The organism is Streptomyces sp. SA15 (genome assembly GCF_002291145.1).
Lineage (GTDB): Bacteria > Actinomycetota > Actinomycetes > Streptomycetales > Streptomycetaceae > Streptomyces.
Genome location: NZ_NTGE01000042.1, coordinates 126477 through 138595 on the forward strand (window position 1 = coordinate 126477; position 12119 = coordinate 138595).

The window sequence follows — 12119 nt, forward strand, 5'->3', positions numbered from 1 at the left end:
CTTACCAGATCACCACTCAGCTGAGAAGTGTCAATCAACTGTTGGGGCTGTAGCTGGTGTGGATGCGCCAGACCAAGACCGAGTTCCACCACAGACCCAGTTCGTCCAGGTCCGGCCCGTAGTGGCGGGTGGTGAACTGGTCGGGGATGTCAACCCATCCGTCCGCCGCTCCGTCGGTGTCGTTGGGCGACTCGTCCGGGGGAATGCTGTAGCCGGTGGCCGGGATCCCTTCCTGCGCCAACTGGGCGACGACGGCGGCCAGACAGAGCTCTGCGGCAGCCGCCACGATCTTGTTGACGGCCAGCTCACTCCTCGCCACGGGACTGCTCCAGGTACCGGTTCGCTTCGGTCAGGACGAGGTGTCCCTTGTCGCCGTACAGGACCACCAGCAGCACCGCGGCGGCCGCCGAGTCACTGAACTTGTGCTCTTGGGCCGAGACGCTGTGGGGGGCGAAGACCCACTCCTGCACATCCCTGGTGGCCTGTCCCCACGGGCCGGCGTCCAGGTCGTGGAAAGTGACCGTGGCCAGGGCCGCGAACACCTGCTCGTGCCCGATTTCGACGATCTTGGGCAGCAGTGGGGCGCTGATGCGGGCCGACCAGTCGTCGGGATTGGAGGGTTTGAAACCCTTGCCCGTTTGGGTGTCCCTCCAGAGGAGCCACACCCATCCAGGCCCGGGCGGACGCCGCCGGTGACATCGACTGGCCGGTCCAGATCGACTCCACCATCGTCCGCCTTCTGGCCGGAGACGGATGATGGGGCCAGCACCAGACCGGTATGCCCACCTGCGCATCCCCGATGACACCGGAAGGCCACTGCGCGAGGAGGTCGCTCGGCTGATCTACTCCTTCGACGCGACCTGGACCGGGCGTCCTGACGTTGGCCGTTCGCCCTCTATTAGGTCTTGCTCCGTGCCCGCCGGCGCTGGCCCGCCGGTGCTGGCCCGCCGGTGCTGGCCCGCCGGCGCTGGCCTGGCGGCCGTCCAGACCGGCGGACGGGGCGACGTCACGCAGGGACGCCGAGCGGCGGGTGCTCGAGCACGCGGGGCTTGTACTCGACCAGCTGGATGCGGCCGTCGAAGGTGCGGTGCTCGATCATCTCGAGGGCAACGTCCGGATAGCCGTCGTAGATGCGTTCTTCGCCCGTGGCCCCGGTGATCACCGGGAACATCACGACCCGGAAGCGGTCGACGAGTCCGGCTCGTAGCAGGGACCGGCACAGGCTGAGGCTGCCGATCGTGCTGAGGAGCCCCGAGCCACTCGACTTCATGGCGCGGACCGTCTCGACGGCGTCGTCGCGGATGAGCGTGGAGTTGGCCCACGTCAGTGGCTCCTCGAGTGAGGACGAGAACACCACCTTGGACGCCTGCGTGAGCTCGTCGACGGACGCCTCTTCCGCGGGCCTGAACTCGTCTTGGCCATTCGGGACCTCGCCTGCGGCGAAGCCCGACATCAGGCGGTAGGTGTTCGCTCCCATCAGGTAGGTGGCCTCGGGCTGCTCGCCGAGCCATGCGAGGTACTCCGGGCCCTCGAGGCCCCAGAACCCGGGCCATCCCTCTCCTGATGCGTGGCCGTCGAGGGAGGTGATGAAGTCGACGAGAAGCTCCGACATGGCGGTGTCCTTTCCTAGGGTGTCACGAGCTTGGACCGGCCGGAAGCCACAAACTCATCGGCCGCGCTGTGGAGTAACGAGAAAACCCATAACGCTGCAGCCGATCAGGTCGGCGGAGCGGCACTGCTTCGGAGGGCCTGGAGCCCTTGCGGCGCCGAGCGGGCCGCCGCGTCACTGGTCACCGCCAGCCCACGGGATCGGGTAGGAGACCGTCGGAGTCGGCAACGGCCGAGCATTTTTCTCCGTCTTCGGGAAGCGGATCGGGTACGACACCGTGGGCTGCGGAGCCGGACGGGCCGCCTGCTCCTGTAACCCCTCGAACGTGACCGGGTAGGAGGCCGCCGGCCGCGGCTGCTGTGAAGTCCCGGTGCTGCTTCCGGTAGCAGCGCCGCCCTCCCCACCCATGACTAAGACCGCGACCGCGACCGCGGCTAAGATCCCCATTTCCCGGCGTGCGCCGGGAGCCCATCGAGAATGCCCGCGAACCGGCGTCCCATCAGAGCGCACGTACGGCCTCACCCAAGGCATCTATGCCTCCCCCTCGTAGCAAATTTCCGCGCAGCCGACCATGCTTGCACTCCCCACTGACATTGCGTCAGAGATGGATCACGAACAGTGACTGATGGGGCTGGAGTGTCGCCAACTGGCGACTATTGGCGTGGTGCAGGTGAGGAAGTCCTGGACTGTTGCTGTCCCGGGCGGAGCCGAAGTACCGGTATGCCGATGGCCGGCTTCCCCGGTCCGGTGGCCATCACGGACGCGAAAGCCGACACCGCCCACTTATTCGAGGAGAACATCCTCCGCGTCTTCGGTCTCGCCTTCGACGACATCGACTTGGCCGAGGTCGTCCAGCACGACCAGACCCGCGCACACCTGAAGACGGCCGCCCAACTCGACTCACAGGGCAGCCGCCTGGAGGCCATGGGCACGCTGGCGGTTGCGTTCGAGGACCTCATGGACGCGCAGATCCACGACGAAGACGCGCCGCGCCGAATGTCGGTCTACAGCTTCGGCGAGCGGCTGACACGCCCCATTCTGCGCACCGATCAAGTCCACGCGATCCTGCGCCAGCCGGACCACGGTTCGCGCACCGGTGTGCCTGTGCGCGGCGCGCAAGGGCTTGCAAACGAGTACACGCATACCCGCGACGTCACCCGAGCCCTGCAAGAGGGCATGCGTCTGATGGCGTTGGGCGTCGACTTCCACGGTGAACAGTTTCTGCGGGTCGTTCTCGGGGCTTTGAGCCTGCTCAGCTTGCCGTTGGCCACGGCCGTGCAGCATCCGAAGCTGCGGCGCACGGAGCATTTTGTAGGAGAGCTCCTCACCAGCAGATCTGGACCGCCTCGGCAACCAGCTGGTGGACCGCCCGGCGCAGCGGCTCGGGCATGCCGATGAGCCGACTTGCCGGCGAGCAGGACGCCAGGCCCCTTGACGCTGCCCAGCAGGCGGGCGGATTGTGGCCGTTCGCGTCACGCTCCAACCCCGAAAGGGGCTTTGTATGTCGTTCACCTGGCGCTACGTGGTGCGCCCCGACGGCTCGTTCTTCCGCACCGGCCGACGGTGACCTCGATGACATCAGCGACGAGCAACTCCTCCGCATGTGCCCCGCCGGCCGGGACGAAGACGAACGGCCGCGGCCCTGCTTCCGCTGCGGCGGCGATCTCCTGCTGGAGTGGAACGGCCCGTGGGGCACCGGTGTGTGGATGGAGCTGTGCCCGGCGTGCGACGCCGACCGGCCCGCCGCCGGCGCCTTCATCGCCTGGCACCGCGATCCAGACCGCGATCCAGACCGCGATCCAAAGGTGCTGCCCAGGTTGTTCGAAGACTGGGAGGCCGAGATTATGCACGCCCACGGCTGGACCCGCGCGGAACAGCCCCAGGCTCCTGCTTGCCCGCCGGCCCCGCCCGGGCTCACACCCCGCGGGCAAGGCTGAGAACGGGAACAAAGCCCTCCACCCGAAAAGGCCGACGTCTGAGCCCCATGGCCCGCTACCCTCCGTGAATGCCTGACAAGCGGCCTCCAGGGACCTTAGGCGCTGACCTGCGCAAGCCGGGTCTGCGTCCCTGCGGACTATGCGGCGAGGTACGCGAGATGACGCGGGCCCATGTGCCGCCACAGGCAGCTGGAAACCAGGGCAAAGTGATCAGCGCGACCGTTCGCATTCACGATCAGAGACGCAGCAACGGCCGGCCCACTACTGTGGGCATGTGGTTGCGAGGCCTCTGCGGCGACTGCAACAGTCTCGCAGGCGCGAACTGCGACGCGGCCTATGGAGACTTCGCCAATGAGTTGAAGACCTACGCTCGGGTCCGTCCGCACCTCTACCTGCCAGGACCTGACCCGGCTCCACCCGTCCGTCTCGCACCAGGACGAGTCGCACGTTCGATCCTGATCGGAATGTTCGCTACCACCCCGCACCTGCGTGTGCTGTTTCCCGGCCTCGCCAGTGATCTGTGCGAGCGGCGTGATCACATCACGATGCCCGACGGAGCCGTGCTGCGCATGGCTCTGTACCCGCTCAGTGCGTGTTTCTAAGCCCCGGTGGCTTTGTTCACGAGAAGAAACGACAGCGCCCCCAGCGCCCCCAGCGCGCCCCGCCGTCGCAGGGTTTCGCCTCGGGAAGTCGCGATGAGGCCCCAAGTAGCTCGCCGTGGTGTTCCGGCTCCTTGGCATCCGGCCACGGAGCCCGCGCAAGAACCCGTTTGGCGGACCACCGCGACCACTGCTACGTTTCCGGAGGCCGTGCGAGAGAACGAGGAGGTGGGACCCGTGAACGTATTCACATGGGTGCTCTCCTCCGGGGTCACGGTCGGGCGATAGGTCGTCCGGGAGCGCCGTTCATGCGCACTCCCGAAAGGCACGACCATGCAATTCACTTCTGAACAGAGTCTCGACGACGGCATCCTCGAGCGCGAATTCACCCTCGGCGAGATCCCTGGCATCCTGTGGACGCCCGCATCCGCCTCCGCATCCGCACCGGCGCCGCTGATCCTGCTCGGCCACCCCCCGCTCGGACTGCACAAGATGTACCCCCGACTGGCGGGGCGGGCCCGGCACGCCGCGGCGGATGGCTTCGCCGCGGCCACCATCGAGCTCCCCGGGAGCGGTGACCGGCCCCGTTGGGCCGCCGCCGAGCAGGCCCGCGCCGACCTTCGCCGGGCTATGGAGGCTGGCGAGCCGGTCGGCGACGAGATCATCGACGCCCTCATCCTCCCGCTCGTCGAAAAGTCGGTCCCGGAATGGCAGGCCGCCCTGGACGCCCTTCTCTCGCTGCCCGAGATCGGCGGCCCGGTCGGGTACTCGGGGGGAGTGATCTCCATCGGCATCCGGTTGGCGGTGGTCGAGCCGCGCATCGTGGCCGCCGGCTTCTTCGCCGGGAGTTTCGTGCCCGCCGCCATGTTCGAGGAGGCCCGCCGGGTCACCATTCCGCTGCATGTCCTGCTGCAGTGGGACGACGAAGGGAACGACCGGCAGGCGGCCCTGGACCTGTTCGACGCCTTCGGCTCCAAGGAGAAGACGCTGCACGCCAATATGGGCGGGCACACGGGCGTCCCGCAGTTCGCAGGGGAGGACGCGGCCGGGTTCTTCGCCCGGCACCTGAAGTGAGGCTGGGCCGTCAGGCCACCAGCAGACGGTAAGCCGTGCTGGCCAGGATGCTGCTCGTCGAGGGCAGGTCCCGGCGCTCCTCTGCTGTTTCTGCCGCGGGCCCCTGCCAACTCGGCGGGGGCCCGCGCTGCCCGAAGCCGTGTGTCGGCGTACGCCCGAACGTCCCCAGGTGAGTACACCCGCGCGTACCCAGCTCTCATGGTGATCGGGGCCGGAGCCCCGGGGGTGGGAAGGTCCGGGGCAGGCCTGGACGAGTAGTTCGGATGTTGATCGCGGGCCCGAGCGAACTGTCTTGAGCAGGGGCCCGGCGGCGATGTCACACCCTCATGTTGGACAGCCTCGCGAGATCCGCTACTGAGGTATTCGGAACTACTCGTCCAGCGGTTGGCTTACGAGGCGCCGTCAAGGACCTCCCGCAGTCGATGCGCGAACTCGTCCGGCTTCCCCGGATATCCGAACTCGCCGTCGCAGAAACCACCGTGATGGCTCGGGAACACGGTCACCCGCTGCCCGAGCAGCTCGGCGGTCGCGACGGAGGTGCGTCCGGTCTGCACGCCCTGACTCCTCGCCCATAGCGATCACGATGCGGGTCGGCGCAGCCGCGATCGCGTCGACGTCCGGCCGATAGCTGCTTATCGCCCATGACCGGTCGGACAGCAGCGGATCGTCACGCGAGCCGTCATCCTCCGTGGGCATCCCGAAAGCGGCGGGATCCGCCTCTGGCTGTTCGAAGTACGCGTCGGTGAACTCTCCCTCCCACGAGGGCATGGCCACGAATGCAGCCATCCCGGCCCCCCACCCCCGCTTTTCGTATGCCTCCCGGACACCGGCCCGCGCCCGCACGGCCGCCGGGCCGTCCGGCGTGAGGGTGATCAGCGGTGGCTCGTGCGCGACCAGGGTGGTCACGTCTGCGGGATACTTCGCCACGAGCGCGAGCGCGGTGATCGCTCCGCCACTGCTTGCGAACATCTCAACCGGCCCGGCCCCGAGCGCCTCGATGACGGCGTGCACGTCGTCGGCTGGATCTGCGGCATGTGGTCGACCCGACCGTCCTTACGAGTGCTGCGACCGAGCCCGCGCGGGTCATAGGTGGCAAGTCCGGGCGGCCCTCCGACGGACGAGCTCGCACTGCTGGCCAAATGCCTGCTCAGCGAGCCGACCGACCGCAATCTGTGGCGTCAGCAGCTGTCGCTGACCCGGGTGCTCGACTGGCTGGAGGAGTTCCCCGCCGACACCTGGCAGGACCGCTGGCTGCTGAGCGGTTCCGACGACCAGGGATCGACCTGGGGGGCCACAGGGCCTGAGCGCCGGAACGCGCTCGCGATTCACCACGGGCCTGGGCATCCTGATCGTCCTTCAGGTGGTTCGGCCCTCCTACGGGTGGCTGTTCGGTAGCCGGCTGCTGGGTGTCTACGACGCCTACCGGCGCCACAACCAGGCAGCCCTGTTTTCCAAACTTCGGGAGCGTGCCAGCGGACGTGAGGGTTGCGACGAGCACGCGACAGACGCCCTGAACGTGCTGACCCGCATGAGCATCGTCACCGGCAAGGACCTGCTGGACTTCGAGCTGGAGGACCTCACCGACTACGCCCAGGCCCGTCGGGCGACCGGCCGCACGGTGGCGTCGCTGCCGTTTGCCTACGAGATCCTGCACGCCGTCGGCGGCCTGAAGGACTCGCCACCGACACTGCGGCAGGCCCAGGCCCGCGGTCAGCTCACCCCGGCCGAACTGGTCGACCGCCACCCCATCGCCGACCGCGCGGTCCGGGACGTTCTCGTGCACTACATCGCCGAACGGTCCGCCACCCTGGACTACGGCTCCCTGGTCAACCAAGCGCAGATGCCGGCCGACCTGTTCTGGGGCGACCTGGAACGCCACCACCCCGGCATCGCCTCGCTGAACCTGCCCGACACGGTGGCCCAGGAATGGAAGCAACGTGTCCGCGTGCTCCCCGACGGACGACCGCGCCGCACCTCCCACGGCGTGTTCCTGGCCGTGCGCTCCTTCTACCTGGACCTGCTGCAGTGGTCGATGGAGGACCCGGCCCGCTGGGCCCAATGGGCCGCACCCTGCCCGATCAGCGAAGCCGACATCCGCGGCTACCTCAAGGAGACCCGGCACCGCAAAGCGCGGATGCAGCAACGCACCCGCACCCTGGTCCCCGTCCTCCCGCAGCTCGTCCGCGCAGCCGAGGGCCGGCTGCACCGCGCAACCCTCCTCCTGGAAGCGGCCCGATCCGCGAAGCCGGGCGAGGAATTCACCATCGAGGACCGGCGGTATCGACGCACCGGCCGGGAACGCAGCAACTGGCGGCCCACCGCGCTGTTCATCACCCCGGCCGACGAGCCCGGCCCGCGGTTCGACGCCGAATGCCAGGAGAACAACGCCTTCTGGACCTGGGCCGGCATCGAGGTCCTGCGACACACCGGCACCAGGATCGAGGAACTACTTGAACTCACCCACCTGAGCCTGCGCCAGTACCAGGCGCCCACCGGCGAGACGGTGCCGCTGCTGCAGATCAGCCCATCCAAGACCGACCGCGAACGTGTCATCCCCGCCGACCCGGACCTGGTCGCAGTGCTCGCCAGAATCATCCGCCGCATCAAAGGCCCGACGGACGGGTCCCGCTGCTGAACCGGTACGACGGCTACGAGCGGGTCTTCGGCCCGCCGCTGCCACACCTGTTCCAGTGCCCCTCCCAGCACCGGCTGCAGGTCATCTGCGCCAACCGTATCCGCGAACTCCTCACCGATCTCGCCCTGCAGGCCGGCATCGTCGATGTCGATGGGACACCGCTGAGATTCACGCCCCAGGACTTCCGCAGAATCTTCTCCACGGAGACCGTCAACGGCGGCCTGCCGGTCCACATCGCCGCGAAGCTACTGGCCACCTCGATCTCAACACGACCCAGGCATACGTCGCGGTCTACCCCGAGGAGGTCATCCGCCACTACCGACAGTTCGTCGACCAGCGCCGGACCCACCGCCCCAGCGAGGAGTACCGCGAACCGAGCGACACCGAATGGCAGGAATTCCGCGACCACTTCAGCCTACGCAAGGTCGCCCTCGGCACCTGCGACCGCCCCTACGGAACCCCCTGCCAGCATGAAAACGCCTGCGTCAGATGTCCCATGCTCCGCCTTGACCTGGCCCAGGAACCCCGACTTCTGGAAATCGAGACCAACACCCGCAAACGTCTCGGGGAAGCCCAGCGGATGCAGTGGCTCGGCGAAGTCGCCGGACTGCAGGAAAGCCTGCGGCACATCGCCACCAAGAAACAGCAGGTCGAACGACTACGAGAGCAAAGTGACCAGGGGGCAGCTGGAGAGAATGCGCTCGGATGATTACACGTCCCGGCGCCTCTCGCCAGCCCTTTGCAACCATTGCTTGGCTGCGACGCTGTTCTGCTGGGCGACCCAGCAGTCGAAGTCCTCCAGCAGGTATGCCGACTCGACCGGCTTGAGCCGAATCTGTGGGCGCTCGTCCATCCACCAGATCTCGAAGTCGGTCACGGTCCCCTCGGCCGGCCATCGGGCTGGGTCACGCGGAAGGAGGAGTACATCGACGAAGCCGCCTACAGAGAGCCCCAGATCAATGAAAATGCCGATGGCACCGGGCTTGAGAACGCGTACGACGGTCCCGGTCAAGCATTCGCCGATCCGCAGTCGAGATCGCAGTCGCTCCCATGGTTCATCAACAGGCATCCCGCCATCCTGCCCGATCGTATCTATGGCTGGAGATCCTCGTGGAGCCCTTCGATCCTGCGACTCGGTCCAGCGTGGGCTCCCCCTACCTCCACCAGGCTCCAGCCGGGGTGTTCCTCCGAGGCTTCGGTATCCCGGCCCTCGTCGAGGCATTCGAGTACGGCAAAGGCCGTATCGTGAACGGTGCTCTGAACCAGACCAAGCAGGTCACCCGGGTCAGCGCCAGCGGCAAGCAGCCGTTGAGCAGCAGGAATCGTAGTCAATGCACCTGCGTGGGCCCACGAATTGACCGACTGCCGGCGGATGGCCCGCAGTATGAGGAAGCGCGCGAGCTGCGGGAGGTTCTCGCTGATCTCCGAGCGCGTCCAGCCTTCCGGATCGTCAGCGCCCAGTTCTTCGAATCGATCTCGCAGCTCACCCGCCACGTCCTGCTTGTCCTTGGGCAAGGTGGACAACCACTCATCCCACGCATCAGTCATCGCAGCAGCATGTCAGCACCGCCGAGCGCAACGACGTCTGGGATCCCTGAGGAGGCAGGGTTCAGTTAGCCTCGCCGTTTCGGTTGGGTCGGTGAGGGGTCGGTGAGGGGCGACTGTCGGGTGACCGACGCGGATTTCGGTTTTCGGGCATGGCGGAGTCCCGGCGCGTGGTCGGGTTCTCCAGGTCCTTCGGGTCGTGGCGGACGGGGGTTTGCCGCTGAGCCGGCGGGACGGGGCAATGCGGCGAGGCGGTGGAAGGCCGTGGCCAGTTCGTTTCGCCAGGGCCAGGTCGCCGATATCCGCAAGCGCAGGCGTCGGCCGCCGCGGGTGAGGCGGGCTGTGACGTGCAGTAGCCGGTAGCGGAGCTTCTTCGGCTCGGCGGTGGCCAGCTCCCCGTCCAAGAGGAGGACACGGGTCCAGGCCATCAGGTCGATCGCCGCGAGGCTGAGTTCGAGCCAGACGGTGTTGACGCCGAAGTCGCGGGAGGGGAAGCGGCCGAATCCGGTGGTCTTGCCGCACCGGATGCGGTCCTCGACAGTGGCATGCCCGCGGTGACGGACCTCCAGGAACTGGGCGGAACCGCCGCCGGAGTACGGGGTGTCGGTGAGGAACACCTGATGCCGCAGGGCCCTCGTCCTGATCGAACAGGGACAGCTGGGCTCCGGGGTGCGGCCGCTCCCGGCGCACGATGATGCGGGTGCCGGGCGGGTAGCCGTCCAGATCGACCATCCCGGTCAGCTCGGCCACCTCGGCGCCATCACGCAGGGTCCCGTCCTGGTCCAGGGCGGGATGCCAGAGTCGGTCGGGCATGGCCCGGACCGCGCGGCGGACCGGCTCGGTGACCGCGTATCCGACCGAGAAGGAGGTACGGATTCCTCGTTTCCGCACGTCGCGGACGTGGGCGAGGAAGGCTTTCGCGGATCCGGCGCTGTCGGCGCGGACCAGGATGTCGATGCCGTGCCGGTGAGCGTCGGGGATCTGCGCGAGCGACTGGTCGAGCACCGCAATGTTATCGGCGGCAGTGTTGGCTCCGGAGTTGCCCGGCCGCAGCCGGCCGGACACGGCCTCGCCGGTGTTCGCAAGGAAACACAGCAGCGGATGGAAGCCGAAGCCGCCCTTATAGGTCGGGGCGGCCTGTTCCTTCTCCGAGTGGGGTAATCAGCGTGGCGTCGAGGTCCAGGACCAGGCCGGGAAGTTCGCGTCCGCCGGCCCGGCCAGCGGCCCTCGCCGGTCTCGGCGGCCTGCGTCCAGGCGACTTCCCGGGCTGCAGCGCGCCGCTCGCAGGGAAGCAGTGGGATGAGGAGGACGAGCGGCGCCGGATCGGCCCGGCTGCGGCCGGTGAGCGAGCACTTCGCCGTCGCACGGCCGCTGCTGCAACCGTTACCGGACGAACCCTTCGAGACAGGGAGGCTGTTCAGCCTGCGGGTGGATCGCTTCAGCCAGATCAGTGTCCGCACCAACCGCTATTCGGTGCCGGTGCGGCTGATCGGGCGGACGGTCAGGGCGATGCTGCATGCCTCGGAGCTGGTGGTCTACGACGGCCAGCAGGAGGTCGCTCGTCATGAACGGCTGATCGCCAAGGGGAAGGCCCGGCTGGATCTGGACCACTACCTGGAAGCCCTGGTCGGCAAGCCCGGCGCGTTTCCCGGAGCCACCGCCCTCGAACAGGCCCGTTCCGCAGGGAAGTTCACGCCGGTTCACGATGCCTGGTGGGAGGCTGCGAAGTCCGCCCACGGCGAGCGGGACGGCACCCGGGCCCTGATCGAGGTCCTGCTGATGGGCCGCCACGTCCCCCACGAACACCTGGTCGCCGGGCTCGCCTCCGCGCTCAGAGCCGGCGCCCTGACCGCAGACGCCGTCGCCCTGGAGGCACGCAAGGCGGCCGAAGCCGACGAGGTCGCGGCTCCCGTTGTTCCTGCGGCGTCGGAACGGACGAACGTGACCTCACTGACCGAACGGCGGCTGGCCCAGCTGCCGCCCGACACCCGGCCGCTGCCCTCGGTCGCGGCCTACGACAGCTGCTGCGGAACCGGCAGTCGGCCGACCGCCCCGCCGCCCAAGGAGAGATGCCGTGACGCTCAAACGACACCGCGGGCTGACCGAGCAGGCCGCGACCGCCGCCGTCGACCCGGCATGCCGCATGCTCCGGCTGCCGACCATCCGGGCCCAGTTCCCCGAACTGGCCGAAGCCGCCGCCCGCGACCAGATGTCCTATCGCGGGTTCCTCGCCGAACTCCTGATGGCCGAGTGCGACGACCGCGCCCGCCGCCGCTCCGAACGACGCATCAAAGCAGCACAGTTCCCGCGGGAGAAGTCCCTACGGGCCTTCGACTTCGACGCCAACCCGAACATCGACGCAGCCGTCATCCACACCCTGGCCACCTGCGAGTGGGTCGAGAAGGGGCTGCCGCTTTGCCTGATCGGCGACTCCGGCACCGGCAAGTCCCACCTGCTGATCGCGCTCGGCACCGAGGCGGAGGCCGCCATGGCTGGCTTCCGCGTCCGCTACACACTCGTCACGAAACTGGTCAACGAGCTGGTCGAGGCCGCGGACGAGAAGACCCTGACCAAGACCATCGCCCGCTACGGCCGCGTCGACCTGCTCTGCATCGACGAACTCGGCTGTGCGCCACGAGGCGCTGATGGATCTCGCGGGATGAGAGGCCCGCCGCTGGTCATCGCAGTGACCGGTTGAAGCTGGAGGCAGGCTGAGCCCC

At 68.1% G+C, this 12119-nt stretch carries 12 protein-coding genes and 4 pseudogenes; 9 read left to right on the forward strand and 7 right to left on the reverse strand.

Annotated features, from left to right (window positions below; all coding sequences use genetic code 11):
* Window positions 1-34: 34 nt before the first annotated feature.
* The 3 genes from CLM62_RS08100 to CLM62_RS08110 form a co-directional block, all read right to left on the reverse strand.
* Window positions 35-319, reverse strand: a complete 285-nt coding sequence (locus CLM62_RS08100) for a hypothetical protein (RefSeq protein WP_095749162.1) — start codon at window positions 317-319, stop codon at window positions 35-37.
* Window positions 306-665, reverse strand: coding sequence for a hypothetical protein (locus CLM62_RS08105; protein WP_095749163.1), 360 nt, complete (start codon window positions 663-665; stop codon window positions 306-308). Before CLM62_RS08105 ends, CLM62_RS08100 begins: the two co-directional genes overlap by 14 nt.
* Before the next feature lie 341 nt (window positions 666-1006).
* The gene (locus tag CLM62_RS08110) at window positions 1007-1612 is read right to left on the reverse strand and encodes a dihydrofolate reductase family protein (RefSeq protein ID WP_095749164.1); all 606 of its coding nucleotides are present in this window, start codon (window positions 1610-1612) and stop codon (window positions 1007-1009) included.
* Between the two features lie 723 nt (window positions 1613-2335).
* Here CLM62_RS08110 and CLM62_RS08120 point away from each other — a divergent pair.
* From CLM62_RS08120 to CLM62_RS08135, 4 genes are all read left to right on the forward strand, one after another.
* A complete protein-coding gene (locus CLM62_RS08120; protein ID WP_143658974.1) occupies window positions 2336-3007 on the forward strand; it encodes a hypothetical protein in 672 nt (223 codons plus the stop codon).
* Window positions 3008-3210: 203 nt separating this feature from the next.
* Window positions 3211-3546 (forward strand): DUF6300 family protein, encoded by a 336-nt coding sequence (locus CLM62_RS52955; RefSeq protein WP_095749167.1) that lies wholly within the window; start codon window positions 3211-3213, stop codon window positions 3544-3546.
* Window positions 3547-4010: 464 nt separating this feature from the next.
* Window positions 4011-4148 (forward strand): hypothetical protein, encoded by a 138-nt coding sequence (locus CLM62_RS49850; RefSeq protein WP_179381998.1) that lies wholly within the window; start codon window positions 4011-4013, stop codon window positions 4146-4148.
* 330 nt (window positions 4149-4478) lie between these two features.
* The gene (locus CLM62_RS08135; protein WP_095749168.1) at window positions 4479-5219 is read left to right on the forward strand and encodes an alpha/beta hydrolase; all 741 of its coding nucleotides are present in this window, start codon (window positions 4479-4481) and stop codon (window positions 5217-5219) included.
* Between the two features lie 389 nt (window positions 5220-5608).
* Here the strand turns inward: CLM62_RS08135 and CLM62_RS08140 are convergent.
* A pseudogene (locus CLM62_RS08140) lies at window positions 5609-6316 on the reverse strand (alpha/beta fold hydrolase); the annotation flags it as partial.
* Here CLM62_RS08140 and CLM62_RS49855 point away from each other — a divergent pair.
* The 3 genes from CLM62_RS49855 (at window position 6309) to CLM62_RS08155 (ending at window position 8563) form a co-directional block, all read left to right on the forward strand.
* Window positions 6309-6614: a hypothetical protein gene (locus tag CLM62_RS49855; RefSeq protein WP_179381991.1), complete on the forward strand. Its 306-nt coding sequence runs from the start codon at window positions 6309-6311 to the stop codon at window positions 6612-6614. The pseudogene CLM62_RS08140 and the gene CLM62_RS49855 sit on opposite strands and share 8 nt — an antisense overlap.
* A complete protein-coding gene (locus CLM62_RS08145) occupies window positions 6580-7854 on the forward strand; it encodes a hypothetical protein (RefSeq protein ID WP_095749169.1) in 1275 nt (424 codons plus the stop codon). The genes CLM62_RS49855 and CLM62_RS08145 overlap by 35 nt, the downstream gene beginning before the upstream one ends.
* 496 nt (window positions 7855-8350) lie before the next feature.
* The gene (locus tag CLM62_RS08155; RefSeq protein ID WP_095749171.1) at window positions 8351-8563 is read left to right on the forward strand and encodes a hypothetical protein; all 213 of its coding nucleotides are present in this window, start codon (window positions 8351-8353) and stop codon (window positions 8561-8563) included.
* On the opposite strand, the gene CLM62_RS08160 is transcribed toward CLM62_RS08155, so the two are convergent.
* From CLM62_RS08160 to CLM62_RS51230, 3 genes and pseudogenes are all read right to left on the reverse strand, one after another.
* Window positions 8564-8866, reverse strand: a complete 303-nt coding sequence (locus CLM62_RS08160) for a hypothetical protein (RefSeq protein ID WP_095749172.1) — start codon at window positions 8864-8866, stop codon at window positions 8564-8566. It abuts the gene before it with no gap.
* Between the two features lie 80 nt (window positions 8867-8946).
* Window positions 8947-9402 carry a hypothetical protein gene (locus CLM62_RS08165; protein ID WP_095749173.1) on the reverse strand — a complete coding sequence of 152 codons (456 nt, stop codon included), beginning with the start codon at window positions 9400-9402 and terminating at the stop codon, window positions 8947-8949.
* A gap of 221 nt (window positions 9403-9623) precedes the next feature.
* Window positions 9624-10676 (reverse strand): annotated as a pseudogene (locus tag CLM62_RS51230) (IS1380 family transposase); the annotation flags it as partial.
* Between the two features lie 22 nt (window positions 10677-10698).
* Here CLM62_RS51230 and CLM62_RS52960 point away from each other — a divergent pair.
* Together CLM62_RS52960 and CLM62_RS08180 are read left to right on the forward strand one after the other, a co-directional pair.
* A pseudogene (locus CLM62_RS52960) lies at window positions 10699-10938 on the forward strand (hypothetical protein); the annotation flags it as partial.
* A gap of 535 nt (window positions 10939-11473) precedes the next feature.
* Window positions 11474-12025: pseudogene (locus CLM62_RS08180) on the forward strand (ATP-binding protein); the annotation flags it as partial.
* Window positions 12026-12119 lie beyond the last annotated feature (94 nt).

What these genes read in the sequence shown, in the direction of transcription:
- CLM62_RS08110 (WP_095749164.1), bottom strand. Translation starts at nt 1,612, where the DNA reads ATGTCGGAGCTTCTCGTCGACTTCATCACCTCCCTCGACGGCCACGCA.
- CLM62_RS08120 (WP_143658974.1), top strand. Translation starts at nt 2,336, where the DNA reads ATGGCCGGCTTCCCCGGTCCGGTGGCCATCACGGACGCGAAAGCCGAC.
- CLM62_RS52955 (WP_095749167.1), top strand. Translation starts at nt 3,211, where the DNA reads ATGTGCCCCGCCGGCCGGGACGAAGACGAACGGCCGCGGCCCTGCTTC.
- CLM62_RS49850 (WP_179381998.1), top strand. Translation starts at nt 4,011, where the DNA reads ATGTTCGCTACCACCCCGCACCTGCGTGTGCTGTTTCCCGGCCTCGCC.
- CLM62_RS08135 (WP_095749168.1), top strand. Translation starts at nt 4,479, where the DNA reads ATGCAATTCACTTCTGAACAGAGTCTCGACGACGGCATCCTCGAGCGC.
- CLM62_RS08155 (WP_095749171.1), top strand. Translation starts at nt 8,351, where the DNA reads ATGCTCCGCCTTGACCTGGCCCAGGAACCCCGACTTCTGGAAATCGAG.
- CLM62_RS08165 (WP_095749173.1), bottom strand. Translation starts at nt 9,402, where the DNA reads ATGACTGATGCGTGGGATGAGTGGTTGTCCACCTTGCCCAAGGACAAG.